The sequence below is a fragment of the Myxococcales bacterium genome, from assembly GCA_016712525.1.
In the GTDB taxonomy this organism is placed as follows: domain Bacteria; phylum Myxococcota_A; class Polyangia; order Polyangiales; family Polyangiaceae; genus JAAFHV01.
This window is the reverse complement of sequence record JADJQX010000008.1, coordinates 1,346,025-1,371,810: the sequence shown is the minus strand read 5'-3', so window position 1 is coordinate 1,371,810 and position 25,786 is coordinate 1,346,025. Positions and strand designations below refer to the sequence as shown.

Here is a 25,786-nt window from a genome sequence, read left to right as displayed (position 1 = left end):
TTCCGGTCTTATCGCGGGCCATGAGCGACACCGACAAGGCCCCGCTCGCGCGTGGTCAGGGAGCGAGCCCCGGACAGGCGACGGGCAAGATGGTCTTCTCTCCCGACGAGGTCGTGCGCCTCGCGGCCGAGGGGGAGAGCGTCATCTTCGTCCGCATCGAGACCGACTCCGAGGACATGCCGGCCCTTCGTGTGGCGGCGGGCATCGTGACCACGCGTGGTGGGCTCACGTCCGACGCGGCCATCGTGGCGCGCAGCCTAGGAAAGCCGTGCATCGCGGGGTGCAGCTCGCTCGTCGTCAGCTACGCCGACGAGACCCTCTCCGTGCGCGGCGGGGTCACGCTGAAGAAGCACCACGTGCTCTCGATCGACGGGAGCCGCGGGCTCATTTTCGCCGACTGACGCGCGCGCGTCCGGCCGAAGTCTCGAACAGGGTGGAGAAGAAGACATGACCACGAAGACCGTCGCCGTGCTCGGGACCGGAACCATGGGCCGCGGCATCGCGCAGGTGTGCGCATCGAAGGGCCACATGACCCGCCTGGCCGACGTCGACGAGGCGCGGGCCAAGGCGGCCTTGAGCGAGATCGCGGGGACGCTCGAGAAGCTCGTCCAAAAGGGGAAAATCACGGGCGATCAGCGCCACGCGACCCTCTCGAACCTCTCGGTCGCGCCCACGGCGAAGATCGCGTGCGAAGGCGCCGAGGTGGTCGTCGAGGCCGTGTTCGAGAACATGGCGGTCAAGGTGGACCTGCTCTCGTCGGTGCTCCCGGTGGCCGAGAAATACGCGGTCGTCGCGAGCAACACGTCGTCGCTCTCGATCACGGAGCTCGGCACCAAGCTCGGTGTCGCCGAGCGCACCGTGGGGGTGCACTTCTTCAATCCGGTGCCCGTGATGGAGCTCGTCGAGGTGGTGCGCGGCCTCGGCACGTCGGAAAAAACCGTCGATTTCGCGGTCGCGTTCGCCAAAGAGCTCGGCAAGACGCCCATCGTCGTGAACGACGTGCCCGGCTTCGCGACGAGCCGGCTCGGGGTCATCTTGGGGGCCGAGGCGATGCGGATGCTCGAGCAGGGCGTCGCGAGCGCGGCGGACATCGATCGCGGGATGGAGCTCGGCTACCGCCACCCCATGGGCCCGCTGAAGCTCACCGATCTCGTGGGGCTCGACGTACGCCTCGCCATCCTCGAGCACCTCCAGCGCGAGCTCGGCGAACAGTTCCGCCCGCCCGCGCTCCTTCGGCAGATGGTGCGCGCGGGCAAGCTCGGGAAGAAGACGGGCGAGGGGTTCTACCGCTGGGAGAACGGCGAGGCTCGCCCCGCCCGCTGATGGTCGTCCCCGCCGCGGGCCGGCCGCGGTTGGAAAAACCGAGCCAATTCGGGCGCGAAGAGTGATAAGGTCGAACGACTCGTGCCGCGGGAACGCGACCGGAATCGAATCGAGGCGGACGTGGACAGTGACCTGGCAGAGGCGGTTGACGCGCTCAAAGACATCTTCAAGCGTCGCAAGCTCGAGTGTGCGTTCGGGAAGGCTCCTGCGCCGCTCGTCGACGATCTGAAGAAGAAGCTGAAGGTGCCCCCCCGGTACCGTGCTTTCCTCCTCGCGGCGAACCCGGTGCGCGTCGAGACGGCCACCCCCGTCGAGAAGATTCGTCTTCTGCCCGCCGAGGAGCTCGAGCAGGCGCAAACGTCGGAAAAAGCAGGCGATTGGAAGGCCTCGTGGGTCATCGTGGGCGAGAGCGCCCTGCTCGGCGACCCGTACTTCCTCGACGTCTCCAAGCCCGATCCCGAGGGCGACTGCCCCGTCTACACGGCCATGAGCGGGCAAGACAAGTGGGTGCCCACGCTGGCTGCCTCGAGCTTCGCTCAGTTTTTGCGGATCCTGGCCACCGGCATGGAGATCGCGACCGGCTTCGGCGACGCCATCATGGACGACGAGGACGAAGAGAACTTCCGCGAGGCCATGAGCCCCAAGGTGAAGGTCATCGATGCGGCGGCGCTGCGAGCCGGCCACTGGACGTGAGAGCGGGCATCGTGAGGCGATACCTTCGCGGGGCCGTCGTCGGACGTGCTCGCCTACAGGAGTAGGCTCCGCGCGCTCCTCCTAGGCCTCGCTCGGTCTCGCCTCACGCTGCCCGCTCTCACCCTCGGGCCCCGTGGGGGCTTGCCGCTTCGCGGGGCTCGCCGCTACGCGGGCTCGCCGCGGGGCTTGCGGCTTCGCGGGCTCGCCGCTTCGCGGGGCTCGCCGCGGGGCTTGCCGCTACGCGGGCTCGCCGCGGGCTTGCCGCTACGCGGGCTCGCCGCGGGGCTTGCCGCTTCGCTTGTGGTTTGGGGGTAGGGTCTCGGGATGCGGCGAGATGGGTTGCGGTGGGTGTTGGTGGCGCTTGGGGCCGGGCTCGTTCTGGTCTTGTGGCCGATCTCGACGCCCGTGGTGATGGCGGCGTGGGGGGCGGGGCTCTTGCGGCCTTTGATGGCTCGGATGGGGCGGCTCACGGGGGGGCGGAGGAGGGCGGCGGGGGGGCTCGTGACCGCGCTCACGCTCGCGGTCGTCGTGCCGATGGGGCTCGCGGTGTGGGCGCTGGGGCGGGGGGTCGTCGACCTGGGGCGTAAGATCGCAGAGTCTCCGTCGGCGCGGGCCGCGCTCGTCGCCGTCGCCGAGGATGGCTCGAACGAGAGCCCCATCGTCGCCCTCGAGTCTCCTCGCAAGATCCTCGAGCTCGTCCAAGAGCACGGCGCTCAGGCCTTCAAAATGGCCTCGGGGATCGTCGGCGCCGCCGGGGCCGCCGCCTTGGGCGTCTTCGTCTTTTTATATGCACTCTACACGCTTTTGGTCGATGGGCGTGAGCAGACCCGGTGGCTCGTGGCGCACGCGCCGCTCGAGGTGGCGGTGTCCGTGCGCTTCGTTCGAGCCTTCCACGAGACCGGGCGCGGCCTCTTCGTCGGGGTCGGGCTCACGGGGCTCGCGCAGGGCGGTGTGGCCACCGTCGCGTACCTCGCGCTCGGCGTCCCTCGTGCGCTCGTCCTCGGCCTCCTCACGTGCCTCGTGTCGGTCATCCCGTCGGTCGGCACGGCGCTCGTGTGGGGGCCCGTCGCGCTCGGCCTCGCGCTCTCGGGCAGGAACGTCTCGGCGCTCGTGCTCGTCGCCATCGGCGTCGTCGTCATCGGCTCCGTCGACAACGTCCTCCGGCCCGTGTTCGTGCGCCTCGGCAGGCTCTCCCTCTCGTCGTTCGTGCTCCTCCTCGCGATGCTCGGCGGTGTCTCCGCGCTCGGCCCGGTGGGGCTCTTCTTCGGGCCCCTCGTCGTGCGGCTCGCCGTCGAAGCGCTCGCTCTCTACCGCGAAGCCGCCGCGGCGACCCGCCGGGAAGCTCGGACTGCCTCGATCGAAAACAGGACTCCCGATTGCCGAAATGGCTGACTCGGGCCGCCCTCGGGTGACGAGCCCCGCAGGGTGGCCGGAGTCGTACACCAACGTCCGAATTCGTCGATGGGTGGAGTCGGACGTCTGAGCTAAACCTCTGGAGTGGCGTTAGCTTCTCGAAATCATAGAGACTATTCGGTCGATCCAGCCGCGGGGCGCCGATGACGGGAGCGACAGCCGGCTTCGACTCGGCGGCCCCGCTCGTGCCGAATCGGCATATTCGTGCCTTGGACGGGATGAGGGGAATGGCCATCGCCATGGTCGTGACCTTTCACCTCTCGTTCGGGCTCTCGGAGGCGTTCTCGTCCACCCGCGCCGCCCGGGCGGTCTCGCTCTCGGGGTGGATCGGGGTGGACCTCTTCTTCGTCCTGTCGGGGCTCCTCGTTACACGAGGGTTCCTCGCAGGAGAGCGGACATGGGTCGCGTATCGGCTTTTTCTCGCGCGCCGTGCCCTCCGGATCTTACCTCTTTATTACATCGCGCTCTCCGTCGGCTCGGCGCTGGACCGGTCGCCAGATATTTGGCATTGGATCTACCTGCAGAACTACTCGCTCCCCTTCTCGGACCGCCCCGAGGGGTGGTCGGCGCACTTCTGGTCTTTGGGTGTCGAAGAGCAGTTCTATTTGGTTTGGCCGCTCGTGCTCGTGCTCGCCGCGCGCGCCCGCCCTCGCGCGCTCTTGCGCGGTCTCGTCGCGGCGCTCGTCGTCGTCGCGGTCGGTCGGGCGCTCCTCGTCGTGGGCCTCGCCCACAAGGTCGACGGGTACCTCCTCGCCAAGATCGTGTACCGGGCCACCCCCACGCGCCTCGACGGGCTCCTCGCCGGCTGCGTCGTGGCGTGCCTGCACCACGGGTCGGCGCGCGATCTCCTCGAGCGTTGGCGCAAGGTCCGCCCCGCGTTCGCTGGGATGAGCTTCGGCGTGCTGGCCGTCCTCGCGGTGAGCATCGGCATGGGCAACGAGGACAGGCGGTTCGCGGTGCTCGGCTACCCGTGCCTCGCCGTGTTCTTCGGCGCCCTCGCGTCGTTCGTGATCGACGACGGCCGCACGTGGTTCCACTCCGCCTTGGAGCTCCGCCCCCTGCGCTACGTGGGGACGGTGAGCTACGGCGTCTACGTGGTGCACTGGCCCCTCGTGGCCTGCGCCATCCCGCACCTTCGGCGGATCCACGCGACGACCACGAGCGCGTGGGCCGCCGTCGGCGTCGCGGGCGTCACCACGGTCCTCGTGTGGGCCGTCTCGCTCATGGTCGCGCACGTCTCGTTCGTCGCGATCGAGCGCCCCATCCTGGCGTTGAAGTCGCGTCTGCCCCAGGGAGGCGCGCCCTCGGCGTGATCGGCACCACCTCCTTAGGCTCGTCCTCAGGCCTTCCTTAGGGACGAACCACCTTTCCCGACGTAGGTGGTGGACACGTGCTCCCGCGCCGGCACCGTGCCGCGGCGCGAGCACCGGCGTGCGACTCGGGGGGGACCAGACTCGAGACTTAGGAGATCGATGGCCCGCTCAAACCGAACGACGACGTGCTCGAGCGCCGTGGCGCGAAGGCTCGGCGACTACGCCGTGAACCGAGGAATCCCCCATGGCGCGCTCGCGCGGATGGCCTCCTCGGACGGGGAGAATGGCCGTAGCCCAGAGGCGAGGATCTCGGTCGCCGTGGCGTGCGAGCTGCTCGAGGCCCTCGTCGACGGGCTCGAGCACGACCTGGCCCACGTCGAGGCCCTCCGAGAAATCACGGCGCACGAGTGCGACGCCGTGGGCCTCGCGGTGAGGTACGCGCCCGGACCGCACGAAGCGCTCGACGCCATGCTGCGCTACTCGGCTTTCTTCTGCGAGGCGGGACACTTCGTGCGGGGGCCCACGGGCTCGACCGTGACCCTCGATTGGGTCGACGCGGGCGCTCACGAGGGAAGGGGTGCGCGGCTCTTGACGGAGTGTGTGCTCGCGGGCCTCGTGCTCGCCCTGCGTGCGGCCTACGGATCGGCGCTCCGGCTCGACGCCGTCTGGCTCGCGCACGCGTCCCCGTCGTCGAGTCACGCGTCGGCGCTCTCTGCGTGGCTCGGGTGCCCGGTCATGTTCTCGTCGCGTCGCTCGGGGCTCGCGTTCCACGAGTCGGCCTTCGATGCCTTCGTGGGTGTCCGCGACGACGTCGTGCTCCGGGTCGCCACGCGGCGCGCCGACGAGCTCACGCGAGGCCTCGGCGCCACCCTGTCGATCCAGAAGAAGGTCCACGAGCTCGTCGCGATGGCGGTCCGCGACGGGCGGGTCGCCGATCTCGCCGAGCCGGTGGTCGCGAAGCAGCTCGGGATGTCGGAGCGCACCCTGCGCCGGGCCCTCGACGCGCACGGCGTCACCTACCGCGAGGTGCGGGACACAGTGCTGCGCTCCACGGCCGACGATCTGCTCGGATCCCAACCGTCGCTGAAGGGCGTCGCCGAGGTGCTCGGCTTCTCGTGCTCGAGCGCGTTCGTGCGCGCCTACCGCCGCTGGACCGGCGAGAGCCCGATCGTCGGCCGGCGCCCCTCCTTAGAATCCCTCGCCGGCGCCTGCGTCGGCACGTGACGCGACCTTCGGGGGCATGAGCCGCGCCTTTGGGCACTGGAGGTGTGCCTCGACATGGGAGGTCGAGGGCTCGCCCCGCACCGACCGGAGGCCCTCGGCCAGCGCCTCGATCGCCCTCCGCACCCGCGTGAGCTCGGTAGACGAGCCAGACACGGCCACCGAGAGCTGCGAAAGCGAGCCCCCCGTCGCGTCGACGACCAGGTCGAACCGCTCGGGCGCTTCGCTGGCCGGCAAGAGCGCGCACACGGTGGGGCCGACCAGGGTCGTCGCCCAGGTGGGTAAGTCTACTACCTTCCCTCGGACGAACGGCCGGCACGCGGGCTCACCTTCCGCCCGAAGCGCCCCCACGGGGCAGGGCGCGACCTCCGCGCACGCCTTGCCATCCCACAGTCGTCCGAACCTGCAGGGGCGGTCGACGCGGCAGCCGACGTGCCCGTCCGTGACCTCCAGCACCGCCGCCTCACCCGCGGCCGAGCACGACAGGTGCTCCCCCTCGCGCACGCCGAGCCAGGTCACCTCCGGGAGGCGACCGAGCTCGCGGGACGGCACGCACCGGCGCGTCGTCGGCTCAAACGCCGCGCCGGTCGGGCAGAGAACGGGCGCGCAGGTGTCGTCCTCGTCGAGCGAGCCGCAGACCGCGCGAGCCACGGACGGCGGCGCGCACCCACCCCCGACCGGCCGGAGCCCCTCGGGGCACGGCCCGCCCACCTCTACTTCTCCATTTCGCGGAGAACCCTGCGGATCCCTGCCCGAGCCGTGGCAGCCGAGGGCCGTAAGCGCGACCATGACCGCGGCTCCGGCGGGGACGATTCGCCGTGACTTCGAGAGAAAGTGGGCTAAGCCACGGTCCATTCGCTCCGAAACCGTACCTTTTTCCCCCTGCTCGACAAGAGCGCTCGAGGCCGATCCGGCCCGGGGGCGTGCCCGTAGTCGAGGGGCGCCGGGGCCCCTTAACGAGCCCTCACTTGACGCCCTCGCTGGCCGCGGACTAAGTCAGCCCGCTGGCCACGCGGCCATCTTTGCTTCGTAGTTTTCTGGAGGGGCCCTCGAAGGGCACCTCAGTGCCCCCTCGCACAGCCGCGAGGGCGCGGTCGTCGGAGCGACAAGCCCCGCACGGGACCGCCAGTCAAGGCGCTAACGGATTTGCCCCGGGCACCGTCGGCCAACGCTTAAGTGTCCGGATGGATTGAGTTTAGTTTTCTGGAACGTTGTTTGCTAGATGGACCGTGGTCGTTTTGGGTGCAAACCCCCGCGTGTCTGTTTCTAAGGAGGTCGGGATGCAATCGAGGTGGTTACGACGACTCGGGTTGGGGGCCCTTCTGGGCGGCCTCGCTTGGGCGTCCGTCGGGTGCGCGGGCGAGCGCGACCCGATCAATAGGGTTCAGGCGAACGCGATGCCGAAGAGCTTCTTCATCGGCAACATCGCGGACAACAACGACGACCCCGAGTTCTACATGCGGAACACGGTCGTCGACGTGCCGTACGGCGCAGCGCAGGACGGCCTCTTCACGGCCACCTACGCGCAGCCGACGAACCGCATCAAGTGGGAGGTCCAGGAGCGAGCCCTCATCGCCCGTTCCACCTTCGAGCGCATCCAGGACAGCGACAACAAGGGCAACCGTCGCACGAAGGACGGCCAGGTCGTCGCGATGTTCGCGATCGAGAGCCACTTCGACATCCGCCGCGACTACAACCCGGGCACGGGCGAAGAGTCGAACACGATCGTCGAGAACGCCAGCGATCGCCCCTGGTACCAGCGCGAGTTCATGCGCGTCGACTGGTCGCGCAACCTCGTGACCGACGGCTACGAGGTCGACACCCTCTCGCAGCTCGGCCTCTACGGCGGCGTCAAGTTCGACCCCGTCTCCTACAAGGTCGACGATCCGAACGACCCGAACGCCCCCGCGTTCGCCCCCGAAGAGGGCTACTTCGACGTCGCGGCCAAGGCCTTCGCCACGCCGCAGATGGTCGACACGCCCTGGGGCGCGTTCCCGGCCTGTTTCTTCTTCGGCGTCCACCCCGCCGGCAACTGCAACCCGACCGAGCTCACCCTCCGCCTCTCGTTCAAGAAGGTCACCGAGACCGACTACGAGCCGAGCGACTGGGACGGCACGCGCATGGACTCGTTCGGCGCGTTCTACGCGAGCCGCTACGGGTACGAGCGCAACTACGGCATCCTCGACCAGAACTGGCACCGCCTGGCTGCCAAGTACAACATGTTCGAGCGCAACCACATCTCGCAGAAGAGCGAGGGTGGCGAGGTGTTCGCGCAGTGCAACGTCGACTACTGGCGCGACGAGAACGGCGACATCCAGAAGTTCCGCACGAACGCGAGCGGCGCGATCGTGAGCGACCCGGCGACGGGCCTCCCGATCCCCGACCCGAACGGCAAGCCCCTCGCGGGCAGCTCCGTCGCGGCCGGCCAGGCGCGTAACGCGAACCGCTGGAAGATCCTCGACCAGAACGAGAACAAGACCGACGACGAGTGCGAGTTCAAGGACTCGTCGGGCAAGCTGCTCCACGCGGGCTCGCGCTGCGACACGCTCGCGCGTCGCTGCACCCTTCCGCTCCACGAGCGCAAGGTCAAGACGATCCCCTGGTACTACGGCGGCGATGGCCCGGCCGACCTCTTCCCCTCGACGGCCGCGGCCACCGAGCAGTGGAACGTCGCCGCGAAGCAGGCCCTCCAGGCCGGTATGAAGGTCGACGCGCAGCGCGTGGGCGCCGACGCCTCGAAGTTCATCACGGACGAGGAGCAGATCGCCAAGCGTGACGGCGCCGCGAAGGACCTCACCGAGGTGTTCGTGCTCTGCCACAGCCCCGTCCTCGAGACGGACCACAAGGCCTGCGGCAAGCCCGGCACGATCGCCCGCATCGGCGACCTCCGCTACAACTCGGTCAACATCATCAACACGCCGCAAGACCCGAGCCCCTGGGGCATCATGGTCGACGGCGACGACCCCCTCACGGGCGAGAAGGTCAACACCTCGGTCAACGAGTGGGGACACATCCTCGACATCATCAGCCAGAGCACCGTCGACTACATCAAGTGGGTCAACGGCGAGATCTCCGACGAGGCGATCACTGGCGGCCAGTACATGCTCGACTGGACCAACGGCTCGAAGTTCGCGGCCAAGGCCACCGAGCAGAAGGTCCTCTCCGAGCAAGAAGTGCAGACCCGTCTCGCCTCGGTCCTCTCGGCCGACGGCAACGGCAACTTCTACAAGCGCAACGTCCTCCACAAGGGCGACCAGCTCCCCATGGCCGAGATGCTCGGCAAGCTGAAGGCGCAGGGCCAGGCCCGCAAGAAGTCGGGCGTCGCGCTCGACCGCGATGCGGAGATCGAGGCTCGTCGCAAGCAGCTCGTCGGTTCGAAGTTCGAGGCGATGCTCGCCACGAAGGAGATGCAGGTCATGGCCGGCATCCCCGCGAACCGCGCCGGCCAAATCTCGATGGACGACGACAGCATGCTCTCGCGCGTCTCGCCGCTCCGCGGCCAGAACCCGCAGATGCGCCGCTGGCTCGAGAACCTCAAGAACCAGCGCGCCCACGAGCACGCCAACTGCACGGTGGAGGCCCCCCTCCCCGACGCGACCGGCATCATCGGCCTCGCCCGCCAGGCGAAGTCCCTCTATCCCCTCCCGGCCGCGGATGACGCGGACTTCGCGGGGAAGAAGGTCAAGCGCGATCGCGACATGTTCCAGTGGATCCGCGAGCAGTTCCACATCTCGGTCATCCTGCACGAGATGGGTCACTCGATGGGCCTCCGCCACAACTTCGTCGGTAACTTCGACGCCCTCAACTTCCACACCCAGTACTGGCAGCTCCGCACGCGGAACGGCAAGGAGAAGGCGTGCGAGGCCGAAGGCGGCGGTATCGGCGGCGCGAAGACGTTCAAGCCCCACACCAACGGCGAAGACTGCGTCGGTGGCCGCTGGTTCGACCCGATCACCGAGACCGAGCAGAACGGCATCCTGCCGCGCTGGGGCTCGTCGACCGTCATGGACTACCCCGGCGACTACTCGCAGGACATGAACGGCCTCGGCAAGTACGACAAGGCGTGGATGCGCTTCATGTACGCCGATGTCGTCGACGTCGACGTCGACTCGAACACCGGAAAGAAGCAGAGCTACTACCCCTTCATGTCCGACCGTAACAGCGGCGGCGTGCTCGGTCCGTTCCTCATGCCTTCCTACTGGAAGCTCAACGACATGTTCAACCTCGTGGGCGAGTGCCCCGAAGGTGGCGACGCGTCGAACCCGCTCAGCGTGAAGTGCTCGGGCTACAAGCTCGACTTCCGCAAGCTCTACGACATGCAGGACGTGGCGGGCACCACCCGCACGACGGACTTCGGCGCCATCGGCTGGAGCGGCAACTTCAACCGCGACGCCGACGGCTACTCGCGCCACCCCTACATGTTCAGCTCCGACGAGTTCGCGGACGGCGGCAACGTCTCCGTTTACCGTCACGACGCTGGCGCCGACCTCTACGAGCAGGCCCAGTACTTCATCAACTCGTACGAGAACCGCTACGTCTGGGACAACTTCCGCCGCAACCGCGTGATGTTCAACGTGGGCGGAACGGTCAACCGTACGCTGGCCCGATACTTCGACAAGATGACGGCCACCACGAAGGCCATGGGCCTCATCCTCGACGGCGGTCCCTCGGACGGCCAGTACCTCGGTCACGAGGAGCTGCTCCTCACGCACGCCCTCGCCTCGTCGATGGGCTTCGAGGAGTTCATCAAGGTCCTCACCCGGCCCGAGCCCGGTGCGTACCGCTTCGCCCGCAGCCGTGACCTCTCGGACACCTGCACGAACAAGAGCTACGCCGAAGTCGCCGAGTACTACGCGGACGACCTCTGCAACCCGAACGAGCGTGAGACCACGCCGCCCGCCTTCACCCTGAAGGTCGGCCAGGGCGTGCGCTACATGCACAACGAGTACGACTACTCCAAGGGCTACGAGTGGAGCGACTACCTCCGCTGGGTCGGCTCGTACTACGAGAAGGTGTACATCACGTACTTCCTCACCGAGGCGTACAACAACTTCCTCCAGAACAGCCGCGACGACTACGTCGACGGGCGTGATCGCAACATCAACTACGCCCGTATCTACCCCGAGCAGATGCGCCGCCTCACGGCGAGCATGATGCAGAACGACTTCACGCTCTACGCGCCGTACGTCCTTCCGCAGACCTCGGGCTTCAACACCTCGGCCGACCCGGTCCAGTGGCTCCCGCTCGACCGCTTCACGTCGAACGACCCCGGCACCGTCTCGCCGAGCTACCCGGCGGGCGCCGTCCGCATCAACCCGCTGGTCGGTTGGGAGCAGCAGTTCCCGGCGATCATCTTCAACTACCTGTACGGGTCGACCACCCTCAACATGGACTGGAACAACCAGCTCCGCGTTTGGTACCCCGACAGCGACGGTTCGCTCCCTGTCCCGCTCACCGAGCAGATCCGCTACCAGGACCCCATCTCGGGCGTCCTCTACGCGGCCCGCTCGTACGGCAAGGAGACCATTGCGGGCCGCCAGGTCCAGCGTGCGACCGGCTCGCGTATGCTCCAGTACGCGAACGACTTCGCCTCGACGGCCTTCGTGACCCTCTCGACCGACCCGGTGACGGGCATGCACACCTACCAGAAGGCCGGCGTGGCCAACGAGCCGGTGTGCAAGACCATCCCCGGCGTGCCGACGGCCGACCAGGAGCTTGCGTGCGCGAACGCCAAGAAGCGCATCAAGTACTTCTCGTCGAACCTCGACACGATGCGCGAGATCGCGATGTACATCCAGGGACCGCTCTCGAGCCGCTGAGCTCGGGCTAAGTCTCGCGTAACTTGCCGCGGCGCTTCGGGAAACCGGAGCGCCGCTGGCGTTTTGTGGGCCGCCTTGGCCACGTTGGCTGGGCGCTGCTGCCGCTGGTATAGGCTCGGTCATGAGCTCGACCCACCTCCTCCTCGGCGATGCGCGGGTGACGGCGCCCATGGAGCGCGACGTGAGAGATCCGTGGACCCGCGAGGCCTTCGCGGTGGCGCCGTGGGCCGATGCGTCCCATGCCGAACGCGCGATCACGACCGCTTCGGCCGCGTTCCCACGCACGAAGGGGCTCTCGGCGTACGTGCGTCGCGACGTGTGCCTCGAGGTCGCGCGCCTCCTCCGCGAGCGGCGCGAGGCGCTGGCGACGACGATCGCCCGAGAGGTCGGGAAGCCGATCGGGCTCGCGCGGATCGAGGTCGAGCGCGCGGCGGGCACCTTCGCGATCGCGGCCGACGTGGCCACGCGGCCGGTCGGCGAGGTCGTGCCGATCGATCTCGGGGTAGCTCACGCGCGGCACGCGGGCAGCTACGTGCGCGTCCCGAAGGGCCCCGTGCTCGCGTTCTCGCCGTTCAACTTTCCGCTGAACCTGGTCGCGCACAAGGTGGCTCCGGCGCTCGCGTGCGGGGCGCCGGTCGTGCTCAAGCCTGCCCCGAAGGCGCCGCTCACGGCCCTCGCGCTCGCCGAGATCGTACGTGAGGCTGGCGCGCCGGAAGGTGCGTTCACCGTCGTCCCGTGCGACGACGCCGTGGCCGAGCGACTCGTGCGCGACGAGCGCTTCGCCGTGCTCTCGTTCACGGGGAGCGCGAAGGTCGGTTACATGCTGAAGGCCCTCGCGGGAAAGAAGCACGTGGTGCTCGAGCTCGGAGGCAACGCCGCGGCCATCGTCCACGACGACGTGCACGACGCCTCGTTCGCCGCCGACGCCCTCACGACGAGCGCGTTCGCGTACGCGGGCCAGGTGTGCATCTCCACGCAACGCGTTTATGTGCATCATGCACGTTACGAGGCGTTCGTGGCCGAGCTCGTCACGCGCGCCGCGAAGCTCACGCCCGAAGAGCCCGTGTCGGCGGCGGGGATCCTCGGGCCGGTCGTCGACGAGGGCGCGGCGTCGCGGCTCACGACGTGGGTCGGCGAGGCCGAGGCGCGCGGGGCGGTCGTGCTCCACCGTGGCGCGCGTGACGAGAACCGCATGGGGACCGTCGTGCTCCGCGAGCCCGAGGACACACGTGGGCTCCGCGTGGTGGAGGAGGAGGCGTTCGGACCGGTCGTGACCGTGTCTCCGTACGCCACGCTCGACGAGGCCTTCGCCAAGGTGAACGCGTCGCGCTACGGGCTCCAGGCTGCCATCTTCACCGACTCGACGCGCGTGATCGACGCGGCCTACGCCACGCTCGACGTGGGAGGTCTCGTCGTGAACGACTCTCCGAGCTTCCGGAGCGACGCCATGCCGTACGGCGGCACGAAGGACTCGGGGCTCGGTCGAGAGGGCGTCGCGTTCGCCGTGAACGAGTACACCTCGCCGAAGGTGAAGGTCGTCCGCGCGGGGTGAGCGTCGTGGATCGGTAGAGCTACGCCGTAGCCTCGCGCCGAGGGTCGCGCTTGACGTCTCCTTCGCGGGAAACTAGCGATGGTGCCCATGTCGAACGAGACCCCGGCCGCGCGCACCATCGGAAACGACGACCCGCTCCCCTCCGTGAGGAACGTGGTGCTCGTCATGAGCGGCAAGGGGGGCGTGGGCAAGAGCACCACGGCCACGAACCTGACGCTCGCCCTGAAGCGCGCGGGCTACCGCGTGGGCCTGCTCGACGCCGACATCTATGGCCCCTCGATCCCGACGATGCTCGGCGTGAGCGGGAGCCCCGTCTCCACCGACGGAAAGTCGATCGAGCCGCTCGAGCGCTTCGGCGTGAAGCTCATGTCGATAGGCTTCCTGCTCGAGGACCCGAAGCAGGCCGTGATTTGGCGCGGCCCCATGCTGCACGGCGCGCTCCAGCAGTTCTTGAAGGACGTGCGCTGGGGCGAGCTCGATTTCTTGGTGCTCGATCTCCCGCCGGGCACGGGCGACGTCACGCTCACGTTGTCGCAGCGCGTGGGCGTGAGCGGCGCGGTCGTGGTGACGACGCCCCAGGCCGTCGCCACGGACGACGTCTACAAGAGCGTGTCGATGTGCGAGAAGGTGAACATTCCCATTCTCGGCGTGGTCGAGAACATGAGCTACTTCGTGGACACGGCGGGCGTGAAACACGAGCTCTTCGGGAAGGGCGGCGGGCAGGCCATCGCTGACTTCGCGAAGGCCCCGCTGCTCGGGCAAATCCCCATCGATCAGCGCGTGCGCGAGTGCGGCGACAAGGGCACGCCCTTGGTCCAGGCCGAGCCCGAGGGCCCGACGGCCCAGGCCTTCGCCGACATCGCCGAGAAGCTCGTGAAGGTCATCTTCGACAAAGCCGAAGCCGGCGACGACGACGGCCCGGTGATCGATCGCTCGGGCGGCCCGGGCGGCAAGAAGCGCCTCAACGTCGTGAAGTAGGCCCGGTTTGGGGCTCCTCCGGCTCCGCTTCGAGAGCGCGACGTACCGCGGGAGCCCCCCGACGTACGACGAGGTGCGGGCGCATTTGCGCGAGTGGGGCCCGAGCACGTACGACCTCGAGGGCGTCGCCGCGAGGGGCCCCGAGCTCCACGTCACGACGATGCTCGGCGTCTCTCCGGTGCTGCTCGCGTACGTCCGCGAGTACCTCAGGCAGCGGGGTTACGTGGAGGTGGCTTCGGGCGATTTGGATCGACGCATCCCTTCATTTGTCGCGCGTCCGTGGCGGAGCTACGGCCTCGTCGAGAGGCTCGTGCACCGCTTTCGACCGCATTTTTCCTGAGGATCGTCGCGCGCGGGGCGCGCCCGTGCCGAGGTCCGCGAGCCAACTCCAGGCGCCTGGAGTTGGGACTCCAGTGCCTGGAGTTGGGGCTCGTCAGCTCTTGAAGAGGCCGCTCTTCTTCGCGGCGGCGAAGAGCTCCACGTCCTGCTCCTTCTTGAGGAGTACCCCCAAGAACGGGAGCTCGCGGACGAGGCGCTCTTTGCCGACACCCGCGCGCCGTAGCACCGTGATCCAGTCGACGAGCTCGCTCGTCGTGGGGCGCTTGCGGATGCGGGGCATCTCGCGGAGCTGGTAGAACGTGACCACGGCCTGGTCGACGAGCTCACGGTCCACGTCGGGGTGGTGCACCTTCACGATGCGCTTCATGAGCTCCTGATCGGGGAAGTCGATGAAGTGAAAGACGCACCTTCGCAAGAACGCGTCAGGGAGCTCCTTCTCGTTGTTCGACGAGATGATGACGACGGGGCGCTCCTTCGCGACGATCTCGTCGCCCGTCTCGCCGGCGACGAACCGCATGCGATCGAGCTCGTGCAGAAGATCGTTCGGGAACTCGAGGTCGGCCTTGTCGACCTCGTCGATGAGCAAGACCACGCGCGAAGGCGCGGCGAACGCCTGACCGAGCGGGCCCTTCTTGATGTAGCGGCGGACGTCCTTCACGTCCCCATCGCCGAAACGTGCATCATACAGGCGTTGCACGGTGTCGTACACGTAGAGGCCGTCTTGGGCGCGGGTCGTCGACTTGACCGGCCAGTGGATGAGCGGGAGGCCGAGGCTCTGGGCCACGGCCTCGGCGAGGAGCGTCTTGCCCGTGCCGGGCTCGCCCTTCACGAGCAGCGGTCGCTCGAGCGCGAGCGCGCAGTTGACGGCCGTCTCGAGCGCGTCGTTCGTGAGGTAGGAGTCGGTCCCCGAGAAACGGACGAAGGAAATCACGCCCAAGGTTCTGCCCGAGCGCCACGAATTCCGCAAGGCATGCGCGAAGCTCGGCCGGTGCGAGGGACGTGCGGGGGCCTGCGCGACGGGACAGCATCGTGACCTCGCGCGACTCGGTCGTGGAGCGCAAGCTTTGCGGGCGTGGACCGTGTCGCAGGTGCGCCGAAAGTGCCGCAGTTTCGCCATGTTTTGCTAGGCTCCCGGATGGTGCTGAAGCTCCCCGATGTGCCCCTCCCGAGCCGAGCGTCCGTCGAGAGGGCGCTCTTGGCGCTCGACCGCGAGCTCGGACCGTCGAAGGTCGACACGACGCTCGACGGGCGCGAGCGCTTCGCGAACGACGAGAGCGAGGCCACGGGGCGCGTGCCCGACGCCGTGGTGCACGCGCGCTCACGCGACGATATCGCGGCGTGCCTACGTGTGGCCCACGACGCGGGTGTCCCCGTGACGCCGCGCGCGGGGGGCACGGGGCGCTCAGGGGGTGCCGTGCCCGTCGCCGGAGGCATCGTGCTCGCCACGAGCGGCATGAGCCAAGTGAAAGACATCGACCGCGACGACCTCGTCGCCGTGGTCGAGCCGGGACTCGTCACGGGCGATCTCCACGCCGCGTGCGAGGCCGAGGGGCTCTTCTATCCCCCCGACCCGAACTCGTGGAAATCGTGCCAAATCGGCGGAAATGTGGCCGAGAACGCCGGCGGTCCTCGCGCGTTCAAGTACGGCGTCACGCGTGAGTACGTGCTCGGCCTCGAGGCGTGCCTCATGGGCGGCGAGGTGCTGCGCCCCGGCCGGAGGACGGTGAAGGGCGTCACGGGGTACGACGTGACCGCGCTCCTCGTCGGGAGCGAGGGTACGCTCGCGGTGTTCTCGGAGATCACGCTGCGCCTCGTACGAAAGCCTGTGGCCGTGCACACGCTGCTCGCGCTCTTCTCGGAGCCGGCCGACGCCGCCCGTGCCGTGTCGGCGCTGGTGCGCGAAGGTCACGTGCCGCGGTGCCTCGAGCTCATGGACCGCGAGACGCTCGTCGCCCTGCGCGCGAGCGGCGCGGCCGTCGACGAACGCGCCGGTGCGCTTCTCCTCGCCGAGGTCGACGGGGCCCCGCGCGCGGCCGAAGAGGCGTTCGAGCGAGCGGGGGAGGCCCTCTCCGCCGCGCCGGGCGTGCTCGAGGTGCAGGTGGCGCAGGACGCGGCCTCGCGTGACAGGCTCTGGGCGGCACGCCGCGCGCTCTCGCCAGCGACGCGGAAACTTGCAAAGTACAAGCTCTCGGAGGACGTGGTCGTCCCGAGGAGCCGCATCGTCGACCTGCTCGACGCGACGCGCGCGATCGGCGAGCGGCACGCCGTGAAGCACCTCACCTACGGGCACGCGGGCGACGGCAACCTCCACGTGAACTTCCTGTGGGACGACATGTCCCAGTACGCGAGCGTGGACGCGGCCGTCGCCGAGCTGATGCGGGCGACCGTGGCGCTCGGGGGAACGCTGTCCGGGGAGCACGGCATCGGGATCGCCAAGGCCCCGTACGTGCACCTCGAGCAGTCGGAGGGCCTCGTCGCCCTGCAAAAGAAGCTCAAGTCTGCGTTCGATCCGAAGGGCCTCTTGAACCCGGGGAAGATCTTCTCTCCCGGCTCGCACAAGGCCTGCTGATGGTCACTCACGAAAGGAACATGCCGTGAAGCTCGTCTCTGCTCTCTTCGTCACGATCGCCCTCTCCGCCGTCGCCTGTGGCGGAGGCGCGCCCTCGCCCGCGGTGCCCCAGGGCGCCGACCCCGCCGCTCCCGCGACGCCTTCGGCCGGTCTCAAGGCCCCGGGCGAGGCCAAGGTCGGCGACAAGACCACCTGCCCCATCTCGAAAGAAGAGTTCACCGTGACCGAGAGCTCGCCCAAGGTCGAGCACGAGGGCAAGACGTACTACTTCTGCTGCCCGGGGTGCGCCGGCAAGTTCAAGTCCGACCCCGCCAAGTACATCGGCGGCGGCGAGAAGAAGCCCTCCTGACGCTTCGCTCACTCGAAGCGCACGTGCGGCCCGTCGAGGGATCTCGGCGGGCCGTGTCGCATCTACGCGTCTCCTGCGGCAGGCACCCATGTGCCGTGAAACCCCGCGGGGAGGCCGTGCGGGAGATCGCAGATCGCCCGCGTCTCGAGCGTCTTCGCCGCGAGCACGTAGAGCGCGCTCTTCTCGCGCGCCCCCTCGAAGACCACCGTCAGCACCACGCCCTCGCCGTCGCCGCGACCGGGCACGTACACGGGCTCTCCCACGAGCGCGTGGCCGAGATCGCGCACGGTCTCTCCTCCGCTCGACCGATCGAAGCGGACGATGCGTGAGAAGAAGGGCGCGACGAGCGTGTCGCCCTCGGCGAGCGCAGGCCCTGCCATGGCGAACACCTGCGTGTGCGGGCGCGACACCTCGCGAGGGTCGATCGTCGGGAGCTCGCACGGAACGTGGGACACCGCCTCTTGGGTGGCCTTGCCCGTGCGTGGATCGAGCTCGAACCGGGTGAGAATGGGCGCCGGGTAGAAGGCCTCTCCCGACGCGAGCACGTCGGGGCCGGGCACCTTCGGGAAGCTCCCCGTGCGAATGCCCTCGACGATCACGGTGCCGTCGTCCCGTTCGAACGCGTTCACGAAGTGGAACACGAACGCCGAGGGGAGCGTGAAGGTGAGCGGGCGCTCGCCGCGGGCCTTCGGGAAGAGCCGCACGATCGTGTCGCCCTCGTCGAAGTCGATCGCGTCGACCGGGGGCACGAAGCCGAGCAGCGTGCGCGCGACGTCGAACTTGGCGGGCACGTCGAACACCACGCGGTAGCGCTTCGTGACCACGAAATCGTGCAAGAACGTGAGCTTTGGGAGCTCGACGAGCTCGGGCTCGTCCATCCGCCCGCTCGGGTCGACCCGGTAGAGCACGAGGTGGTTCTTGCGCCCGTAGGCCGTGCCGAAGCCGTAGAGGTCCCCCGTCTCGGGGCAGCGCTTCGGGTGGGCCGAGAAGGGCAGGTGGGGTGACATCTTCGCGTCGAGCCACGAGAGGCGGTTCTGGAGCCTCCCGTCGAAATCGTGCGGGCCGAGCGTGCGGAGCGTCTCGGGATCGAGGGCGTGGGGGATCCCGCCCTCCCATAGGGCGAGCAGCCTGCCGCCATGGAGGATGACCGACGTGTTCGCCGCGTTCTTGAACGTGGTGCGGAGGAGGTTCTTCCGGAGCCCACCTGGGAGGTTCGTGCCGAAGCTCCGGTAGAGCATCTTTCCGGCGCGCTCCTCCTCCTCGAACGCGCGCGTGCGCACGAACCTGTTTCGGTAGTGGACTTTGCCTCCCTCGAACGAAAACCGCAGGATCATGCCGTCGCCGTCGAAGGGGTGCTTGTAAGGTACACCGAATACCGACTGCCTCCCAGGCCCGTTCCGAAAGAGGACCCCCTCGAGCGATCGCGGGACCTCGCCCTCGCGGACGTGGAGCGCTTGGTCGACCTCGTCCGGGGTCTGGGCGTGGGCCAAGGTGTGGAGGATCGCGAGATCGCGCAGCATGCGACGACGGTAGGGGGAGGTGCGCCGCGCGTCGAGAGCCGGGCGACGCCACGAGAGACGCCATCGTGCCTTGCCGTGGCATGCGCGGGGTGCGAGACCTCATCCGAGGCATCCCGTGTTCACCCCGTACGACTACGACGCCGCGCCGATCGGTCTCACGGAGGCGTTCGGCCTCCACCCACCCGCCCTCCGCGCGAGGGAGGCGCTCCGCGCGCTGCGTGGAGACAGGAGCGTGCCGAGGACGCGGTTCGATCTCACGAGCCTCGGCGTGTTGCTCCCGCGGCTCTCGGTCGCCACGTGGCTCGGCGCGCGGAGGCCAGATCGCCTCGTGCCCATCTCGAACCTCGTGAACCGCACCCCCACGCCGATCGCGCAGGGGTGGTCCGTGAAGAAGCGCCACGTGCGCGATTTCCGCGGAGGCACGCTCACGTACGACAGCCACAACGGCACCGACTTCGCCGTGCCCGTGGGCACGGTGGTGACCGCGGCCGCGCCCGGGCGTGTGCTCCGCATCTCGGGGGAGCTCGATCGCGGCGGCCTCAAGGTGTTCGTCGATCACGGCGAGGGACTCGTCACGACCTACAACCACCTCGCGCGGACCCTCGTCCGCGTGGGCGACAGGGTCGGGCGCGGGGCGAGCCTCGCGCTCTCGGGCTACTCGGGCATCGACGGCATCGTGGGGTTCCCGTGGAGCGTGCCGCACGTGCACTTCAACGTGTGGATCGACGGCGAGAACCACGATCCGTTCGCGGCGAGCGGAGAGACGAGCCTCTGGTGTGATGGCGACCATCCGAGGCCGTCTCCCGAGGAGCCCGAGGACCTCGCCGCCGAGACCTCGTGGGAGGCCGACCTCGTCGACGGCGCCATCGCCGCGTGCGCCGATCCCGAGCTGCGCGAGTCGCTCGCCGCCGAGCCGACCCTCGCGCTCCGCGCGATGAACGTCGTGTTCTTCCGCAACTACTACCCCGCGAGGTTTTCGGCCTTCCCGCGGATCTATCCGTCGACGCACACGCGCGCGCCGCGCCTCACGCTCCCGTTCCGACCGCGCGACTTCGTGGGGATCGTCTTCGCCGACGCGTGACCGTGGCAAGCCCGCTTGCCTGGTCGCTTTTTCCCCCAAGAGCGCCGCGTGCGCGTGCCACCGAAGCCGACAACCACGTGAAATTCTTTTGCCTCGAGCGTGGTGCGAGCTTTGCTTACACTCGCCCCTATGAGCAAGACGCCGTTCTTTTCGAGGGTTTGGGGGACACTTCGGGGCGCGACGGGAGAGCGCGAGTCGCCGCGGGGCGCGGGGCGCATCGGTCGGCGCGAGGCGCTCCTCGGCGGTGCGACGCTCCTCGGCGGTGCGGCGCTCCCGGGCCTCGTCGGGTGTGCGGCCGAGGGTGAGCCCCTCCCGACCGGCGACGTGCGGGCACGGCTCAAGAAGGCGAACGTCGACATCGGCATCGTGGGCGCCGGCATCGCCGGGCTCGCGTGCGCGTACGAGCTCAAGCGCCTCGGGGTCGCGGCCACGGTGCACGAGGCGAGCTCTCGGGTCGGCGGCCGCATGTTCTCGATGGGAGGGCAGAACGGCGGCGCCATCGATTGGCAGGGCCAAGTGATCGAGCGCGGCGGCGAGCTCATCGACACGGGCCACAAGACGATCATCGGGTACGCGCGAGAGCTCGGGCTCACCCTCGAGGAGGTCACGAAGCCCGCGCGCGACACCTTCTACCACTTCGGCGGGCAGCGCGTGCCCGAGCAGGTCTTCGTCGACGAGTACCGGGCGCTCGTGGACGCCATGCGCGACGACCTTCGCGTCGTCGGGGCCCCCACGGCCGACGCGTTCACCCCCGCCGAGGCCGCCCTCGACAACATGTCGTTCGCCGAGTGGCTCGACCTCCGAGGCGCCGCGCCGAACATCAAGGCGCTGCTCTCGATCGCTTACGAGATCGAGTACGGCGTGTCGGTGGCCGAGCAGAGCGCGCTCGCCTTCCTCTTCTTCGCGAAGGCCTCGAAGCAGAGCAAAATGAAGCTCTTCGGCAACTTCAGCGACGAGCGCTACCACGTCGTCGAGGGCAACCAGCAGATCCCCACGCGGCTCGCCGAGCGCCTGCCGGGGCAGCTCCGCATGGGGCGCAAGCTCGTCGCGGCCAAGAAGCTCTCCGACGGTCGCATCGAGCTCACCTTCCTCGAGGGCTCGCGTGCGGTTCGCGCGACGCACGACGCCGTGGTGCTCTCGTTGCCGTTCCACCTCTTGCGCGAGGTCGCGCTCGACCCGAGCCTCGGCTTCCCGGCGTGGAAGACCCAGGCCATCCAGCGGTGCCTCTACGGCGCGAACACGAAGCTCATGGTCGGGTTCTCGTCGCGTCCGTGGATCACGCAGGGCGGGAGCGGCGCGACCTACTCGGACATGCCCAAGCTCCAGGCGACCTGGGAGACCAACCCGAGCCTCGCCACGGCGACGCGCGGCGTCCTCACCGACTACTCCGGCGGCGCCCTCGCGCGGTCGCTCGATCCGTCGCGCACGCAGGCCGAGGCGGGCCTCTTCCTCGACACGCTCGACCGCATCGTGCCCGGCGCCAAGGCCGCGGCGCGCACGTCGCAAGGAAAGATCGTGGCCCACATGGAGGCGTGGGACAAAAACCCGCTCGCCAAAGGCGGGTACACCGCGAACCAGCCGGGCTACTTCACGACGCTCGAGGGGCTCGCGGCGAAGCCCGTCGGAAACGTGTACTTTGCAGGTGAGACGACCGACTCGTTCTATTCCTGGCAAGGCTTCATGGAGGGCGGCGCGCTCTCGGCGCTCCGCGTCGTCGGCGAAATCGCGCGCGATCTGTAGCCGGCGACCCGCGAAGGCCGCTCGAACGGGCGGCCTCGTGCGGGCTACTCGACGAAGCCCGGGCCGTACGGTTGGAAGCCGTTCGGCAATCGGAAGGCGAGCAGCGAGAAGCTGATGCTCACGTCCAGCGACGTGACCTCGTGCCAGTACCCCACGGGCAAAAAGAGCGACTCCCCGGGCCCGAGCACGACCTCGTGCCGGACGGCCGGGAACGCCTCTGCGTCCCCTCCGAGGGCGGAGTAGTAGCCGCGCGCATGCGCGAGAAGCTCGACCTCGAGGGGCGACGCGAGCACGAACCGCTTTCGCCCGTAGAGCTGCGAAAAGAGGATGTTCGTCGTGTCGTGGTGGAGTGGCGTGACGGTGCCCGCGGGCCCGAGCCAGAACGACGTGCCGCCCTCGAGGCGCGACCTGTCGAAGATGCGCTCGTCGACGCGCACGTCGTCGAGGAGCCGCCCGAAGGCCGCGCGGTCCATGTTGCGGTTGTTCGCGACCGAATAAAGGTCGTTCGTCGGCGAGCGCTCTCGCACGAGCCGCACGTACTCCGACATGCGCATCGTGCGCGCGAGCTCGGGCGTCTTGCGATCGTAGTCGACGGGGAAGGCGTCGCGTCCGACGACCACGGTCATCTCCGGATCGCCGAGCTTGTCGACGAGGCTCTCCGGGGTCCACGATCGGGCAGGCCAACCCTCGGTGTAGCGGGTGAGAGCACACGGCCGATTCGCCTTGAAATAGTGCTCGAGGAGCTCCTCCGGCTCGACCGTCTCGCGGCGCTCGATGGCCTTGGGGCCGACCTCGCGGAGGAGCCATAGGACCTGCTCGGCTTGCTCGAGGCGCTTGTGCGTGGCGCGGAGCTCGGCGAAGAGCGGAGAGGCGGTGAGCTCGGCGATCTCGTGGATGGCGAGCGTTTTGGGCACCCCGGCGCTCACGAGCGTAGCGACGAGCTCTTGGGGGGAAACGCCGTCGCCGAGGTTTCGTGCGGCCCACCCCGCGTGGGCGTCGCTGAGGCGCAGGGTGCGCTTGGCCGGGGGGCGAAGGGGCGTGCGTGCGCGTGCGGATGCGGCTCGTGCTCACGTCACTTGGTGGGGCGGGGAGCGGGTTGAGGCGGAAGCTGCGGGGCCGGTTGCGGCGGCGGGCCGGGCTGGGGCGGATGGTTGGGGTACGCGGGCTGCGGGGCGACCTGAGGAGGCCTCGGCTGCGGGGGCCTTTGTGGCGCGGGCTGAGGTGGGATCGGACCCGGGTTCGCCTGTGGAGGCGGCGAGCGATGCTGTTCGTCGGGGCGCGCGATCTGCGGTGGGGGCGGCAGGTCTTCGGGCGCCTGCGGTGGCGGAGGGCTCTTGAGCTGGGCCTGCGGGGGATCCGCCACGGTGGTCGGCCCACCATCGACGTCGCTCGGCTGGGCTTGTGGAGGCACACGGAGCTGGAAGTCGGGAGGCGCCTGCGGGGGAAGCGCGGTGGGCCCGCACGCCGTGGCGAGCGCGACCTGCGCGGCGACGAGCGCGACTCCCGCGGGGCGGAGCACGAGGGCAGGACCTTCGGGGAGCGGAGAGGGACGCTTCTTCATGACCTGCCCGATGCTCTCACGAATCGCCGGCGCGCGCACTCGATGCAGAATGCACGAGGTGCCTCACATCGGCGGCTGAGGCGGTGGCTGGGGCGGCGGCTGGGGCGCGATGCGGTCGGGGAGGGCGTCCGCGCTCGCGTCGGCTGCGTCGGGGCTCGCGTCGGCCGCGTCGGGGCTCGCGTCGTCGGTCGAGGCGTCGAGGGCGGGCTGCGGCGGGATCTGCGGGGCGGGCTGCGGGCCCTGCGCTTGGGGGGCTGCGCTTGGGGGGGCTGCGCTTGGGGGGGGATCTGTTGGACGTCACCGTCCCCGCACGCCGCGGAGAGCGCGAGCTGCGTGGCGACGAGCGCGGCCGCTGCAGCGCGGCTCGTCGTGAGGACGGGACCCGCCGGGAGGGGAGAAGGAAGCTTCTTCATGAGACCCCTACTTTCGCACGGAACCTCGCCGCGCGCACGGAGGCCCGAAAAATCCCTCGCGCGAGCGCCGAGGCGCGCGTGGTACGGTCGTCCAGGTGGGAGAGATCGTCGTCGAGCGGAGCGTGCTCTGCCTGTCGAGCGCCGAGGCTTTGTGGCCGAAGCTCACCGACACGGAGCGCCTGAACCGGGCCATCGGGCTCGGCCGCATCGAGCTTGTGCCGAACGACGACGCGACCGCCGCGAGGTTCGTCGTGAAGACCGTCTCGGGCGGGTTCCCGCTCGTGTACGAGGAGCGGCCCTACGAGTGGGCCGCGCCCGAGAGCTTCCGGGTGCGGCGTGTGGTGCGGAAGGGCATGGTCGCGTCCCTCGAGCACGCCTTCTCGCTCTCGCCGTCGCCTTCGGGGGGCACCTCCGTGGCCATCAAGGTCGCCGTCGTGCCGAAGAGCCCGCTGATCGCGCCCGTCGTCCGTTTTCAGGTGGGCCGCTTCGTCGGCAAGCTCGCGGGGTACGTCGCCGCCCTCGACGCCGAGCTCGTCAGCGCACGTGAGGCTCGCGACGTGTCGTCTCGCGTCGACCTGGGGAGGCTCACGAAGCTCGAGGCCGATCTCCGGGGCCCGCTCACGGGCGAGGAGCGCGAGGCCGCCGAGCGTGTCGTCGCGCTCGTCCGGGACGGAGACGATCCTGCGGTCGATCGCATCCGCCCGTACGAGCTCGCGCGCGCGTGGGGGCTCTCGCGCCGCGCCGTGCTCGGGGCGTGCCTCGAGGCCGTGCGCGCGGGCGTGCTGGAGCTCACCTGGGATCTCGTGTGCCCGTCCTGCCGCACGGCGACCGAGCGGCTCCGGGCCCTCTCGGTGCTCGAGGCCCATGCGCACTGTCAAGTGTGCGATATTTCATACGATTTGGACTTGGACCGCGCCGTCGAGGCGACGTTTCGTCCTCCGCGTGACCTCCGCGCGCTCGACGAAGGCCCGTACTGCATTGGCGGCCCCGCGCGCACGCCCCACGTGCTCGTGCAGGCGCTCCTGCCGGCCCGCGGCTCGGCCTCGGTGCGCGCGCCCGAGGTCGCGGGCAGGTACCGCCTCTTCGTTCGTGGCGGCCCCGCGTCGATCCTCCGCGTGACCGAGGGCGCGGACGAGGCGCTCTCGGCGGTGGCGAAGCTCGATGGCGTCACGCCACCTCAGGCCGACGTCGCTCCGCGAGGCACCATCACCGTTTCGAGCGAGCTCGAGGGGGAGCGCCACCTCAAGATCGAGCGCGTCGATTTCGCCGACGACGCGGCCACGGCGCACGACCTCTCGCTGCTCCCTGGGTTTCGCAAGCAGTTCGCGCGCGAGCTTCTGCGCCCGGGCCTCACGCTGCGCATCGCCCGGGTCACGCTGCTCTTCTCGGATTTGACGGGCTCGACGGCCCTCTACGAGACGATCGGAGATGCGCGCGCGTTCGGCTTCGTGCAAGACCACTTCGACCTGCTCGGGGGCCTCGTCTCGTCGCACGGGGGGGCGGTCGTCAAGACGATCGGTGACGCGGTGATGGCCGCGTTCGGCAGCGAAGAAGACGCCGTGCGCGCGGCGGCCGAGATGCACACGCGGTTCCCTTCCGTGCGCGCGGGGCACACGGGCGCCGAGCGTGTGCGGCTCAAGATCGGCGTGTTCGCGGGGCCCTGCTACGTGGTCACCGCGAACGGCGCGCTCGACTACTTCGGGCACACGGTGAACGTGGCCGCCCGTCTCCAGGGCGAGGCGCTCCCGGGAGAGATCGTCACGACGCACGAGGTCGCGACGCTCGCCGATCGCGAGGGGTGGGCCGCGGGCCAGCCGTTCGAGCCGTTCGAGGCCCGGCTCAAGGGCGTCGTCGACACGATGAGGCTCGGGCGCTTTCGCGTCGACGGCTGACCGCGCCCTC

At 69.3% G+C, this 25,786-nt stretch carries 20 protein-coding genes; 15 read left to right on the top strand and 5 right to left on the bottom strand.

Annotation, left to right across the window (positions count from 1 at the left end; all coding sequences use genetic code 11):
* Positions 1–20: 20 nt before the first annotated feature.
* From IPK71_35335 to IPK71_35310, 6 genes are all read left to right on the top strand, one after another.
* Positions 21–401, top strand: a complete 381-nt coding sequence (locus IPK71_35335; GenBank protein ID MBK8219035.1) for a hypothetical protein — start codon at positions 21–23, stop codon at positions 399–401.
* Between the two features lie 46 nt (positions 402–447).
* The gene (locus tag IPK71_35330) at positions 448–1,323 is read left to right on the top strand and encodes a 3-hydroxyacyl-CoA dehydrogenase family protein (protein MBK8219034.1); all 876 of its coding nucleotides are present in this window, start codon (positions 448–450) and stop codon (positions 1,321–1,323) included.
* A 162-nt stretch (positions 1,324–1,485) separates the two neighbouring features.
* Positions 1,486–2,016 (top strand): SMI1/KNR4 family protein, encoded by a 531-nt coding sequence (locus tag IPK71_35325; protein ID MBK8219033.1) that lies wholly within the window; start codon positions 1,486–1,488, stop codon positions 2,014–2,016.
* A gap of 348 nt (positions 2,017–2,364) precedes the next feature.
* Positions 2,365–3,408: an AI-2E family transporter gene (locus IPK71_35320; protein MBK8219032.1), complete on the top strand. Its 1,044-nt coding sequence runs from the start codon at positions 2,365–2,367 to the stop codon at positions 3,406–3,408.
* A gap of 248 nt (positions 3,409–3,656) precedes the next feature.
* The gene (locus tag IPK71_35315; GenBank protein MBK8219031.1) at positions 3,657–4,742 is read left to right on the top strand and encodes an acyltransferase; all 1,086 of its coding nucleotides are present in this window, start codon (positions 3,657–3,659) and stop codon (positions 4,740–4,742) included.
* A 159-nt stretch (positions 4,743–4,901) separates the two neighbouring features.
* Positions 4,902–5,966, top strand: a complete 1,065-nt coding sequence (locus IPK71_35310) for an AraC family transcriptional regulator ligand-binding domain-containing protein (protein MBK8219030.1) — start codon at positions 4,902–4,904, stop codon at positions 5,964–5,966.
* Here the strand turns inward: IPK71_35310 and IPK71_35305 are convergent.
* On the bottom strand, positions 5,931–6,818 hold the full coding sequence (locus IPK71_35305; GenBank protein ID MBK8219029.1) for a hypothetical protein: 888 nt from the start codon (positions 6,816–6,818) through the stop codon (positions 5,931–5,933). The genes IPK71_35310 and IPK71_35305 overlap by 36 nt on opposite strands.
* A gap of 542 nt (positions 6,819–7,360) precedes the next feature.
* Between IPK71_35305 and IPK71_35300 the strand changes: the two genes are divergently transcribed.
* The 4 genes from IPK71_35300 to IPK71_35285 all read left to right on the top strand — a co-directional run bounded on the left by IPK71_35300 (position 7,361) and on the right by IPK71_35285 (position 14,652).
* Complete coding sequence (locus IPK71_35300; GenBank protein MBK8219028.1) at positions 7,361–11,782, top strand: hypothetical protein; 4,422 nt, start codon at positions 7,361–7,363, stop codon at positions 11,780–11,782.
* Between the two features lie 121 nt (positions 11,783–11,903).
* Entirely contained in the window at positions 11,904–13,334 is a 1,431-nt protein-coding gene (locus IPK71_35295) for an aldehyde dehydrogenase family protein (protein MBK8219027.1), read from the top strand.
* A gap of 78 nt (positions 13,335–13,412) precedes the next feature.
* Entirely contained in the window at positions 13,413–14,312 is a 900-nt protein-coding gene (locus tag IPK71_35290; protein ID MBK8219026.1) for an Mrp/NBP35 family ATP-binding protein, read from the top strand.
* A gap of 7 nt (positions 14,313–14,319) precedes the next feature.
* Positions 14,320–14,652: a hypothetical protein gene (locus IPK71_35285; GenBank protein ID MBK8219025.1), complete on the top strand. Its 333-nt coding sequence runs from the start codon at positions 14,320–14,322 to the stop codon at positions 14,650–14,652.
* 93 nt (positions 14,653–14,745) lie between these two features.
* Here IPK71_35285 and IPK71_35280 read toward each other — a convergent pair whose 3' ends face one another.
* Entirely contained in the window at positions 14,746–15,768 is a 1,023-nt protein-coding gene (locus IPK71_35280) for a MoxR family ATPase (GenBank protein MBK8219024.1), read from the bottom strand.
* Positions 15,769–15,792: 24 nt separating this feature from the next.
* On the opposite strand from IPK71_35280, the gene IPK71_35275 reads away from it, so the two are divergent.
* Entirely contained in the window at positions 15,793–17,220 is a 1,428-nt protein-coding gene (locus IPK71_35275) for an FAD-binding protein (GenBank protein MBK8219023.1), read from the top strand.
* 103 nt (positions 17,221–17,323) lie between these two features.
* On the top strand, positions 17,324–17,569 hold the full coding sequence (locus IPK71_35270) for a YHS domain-containing protein (GenBank protein ID MBK8219022.1): 246 nt from the start codon (positions 17,324–17,326) through the stop codon (positions 17,567–17,569).
* A 62-nt stretch (positions 17,570–17,631) separates the two neighbouring features.
* Here IPK71_35270 and IPK71_35265 read toward each other — a convergent pair whose 3' ends face one another.
* Complete coding sequence (locus tag IPK71_35265; protein MBK8219021.1) at positions 17,632–19,089, bottom strand: carotenoid oxygenase family protein; 1,458 nt, start codon at positions 19,087–19,089, stop codon at positions 17,632–17,634.
* 115 nt (positions 19,090–19,204) lie between these two features.
* Between IPK71_35265 and IPK71_35260 the strand changes: the two genes are divergently transcribed.
* A complete protein-coding gene (locus tag IPK71_35260) occupies positions 19,205–20,170 on the top strand; it encodes a M23 family metallopeptidase (protein MBK8219020.1) in 966 nt (321 codons plus the stop codon).
* Positions 20,171–20,299: 129 nt separating this feature from the next.
* Complete coding sequence (locus IPK71_35255; protein MBK8219019.1) at positions 20,300–21,910, top strand: FAD-dependent oxidoreductase; 1,611 nt, start codon at positions 20,300–20,302, stop codon at positions 21,908–21,910.
* A 44-nt stretch (positions 21,911–21,954) separates the two neighbouring features.
* On the opposite strand, the gene IPK71_35250 is transcribed toward IPK71_35255, so the two are convergent.
* Positions 21,955–22,824 (bottom strand): cupin-like domain-containing protein, encoded by an 870-nt coding sequence (locus tag IPK71_35250; GenBank protein ID MBK8219018.1) that lies wholly within the window; start codon positions 22,822–22,824, stop codon positions 21,955–21,957.
* A 158-nt stretch (positions 22,825–22,982) separates the two neighbouring features.
* A complete protein-coding gene (locus IPK71_35245) occupies positions 22,983–23,471 on the bottom strand; it encodes a hypothetical protein (GenBank protein ID MBK8219017.1) in 489 nt (162 codons plus the stop codon).
* A gap of 508 nt (positions 23,472–23,979) precedes the next feature.
* Between IPK71_35245 and IPK71_35240 the strand changes: the two genes are divergently transcribed.
* Positions 23,980–25,776: an adenylate/guanylate cyclase domain-containing protein gene (locus IPK71_35240; protein MBK8219016.1), complete on the top strand. Its 1,797-nt coding sequence runs from the start codon at positions 23,980–23,982 to the stop codon at positions 25,774–25,776.
* Positions 25,777–25,786: the final 10 nt, after the last annotated feature.

Coding starts and splice junctions, on each gene's coding strand:
- IPK71_35335 (MBK8219035.1), top strand. CDS start 21: ATGAGCGACACCGACAAGGCCCCGCTCGCGCGTGGTCAGGGAGCGAGC.
- IPK71_35330 (MBK8219034.1), top strand. CDS start 448: ATGACCACGAAGACCGTCGCCGTGCTCGGGACCGGAACCATGGGCCGC.
- IPK71_35315 (MBK8219031.1), top strand. CDS start 3,657: ATGGCCATCGCCATGGTCGTGACCTTTCACCTCTCGTTCGGGCTCTCG.
- IPK71_35310 (MBK8219030.1), top strand. CDS start 4,902: ATGGCCCGCTCAAACCGAACGACGACGTGCTCGAGCGCCGTGGCGCGA.
- IPK71_35305 (MBK8219029.1), bottom strand. CDS start 6,818: ATGGACCGTGGCTTAGCCCACTTTCTCTCGAAGTCACGGCGAATCGTC.
- IPK71_35300 (MBK8219028.1), top strand. CDS start 7,361: ATGCCGAAGAGCTTCTTCATCGGCAACATCGCGGACAACAACGACGAC.
- IPK71_35295 (MBK8219027.1), top strand. CDS start 11,904: ATGAGCTCGACCCACCTCCTCCTCGGCGATGCGCGGGTGACGGCGCCC.
- IPK71_35290 (MBK8219026.1), top strand. CDS start 13,413: ATGGTGCCCATGTCGAACGAGACCCCGGCCGCGCGCACCATCGGAAAC.
- IPK71_35280 (MBK8219024.1), bottom strand. CDS start 15,768: ATGGCGAAACTGCGGCACTTTCGGCGCACCTGCGACACGGTCCACGCC.
- IPK71_35265 (MBK8219021.1), bottom strand. CDS start 19,089: ATGCTGCGCGATCTCGCGATCCTCCACACCTTGGCCCACGCCCAGACC.
- IPK71_35255 (MBK8219019.1), top strand. CDS start 20,300: ATGAGCAAGACGCCGTTCTTTTCGAGGGTTTGGGGGACACTTCGGGGC.
- IPK71_35245 (MBK8219017.1), bottom strand. CDS start 23,471: ATGAAGAAGCGTCCCTCTCCGCTCCCCGAAGGTCCTGCCCTCGTGCTC.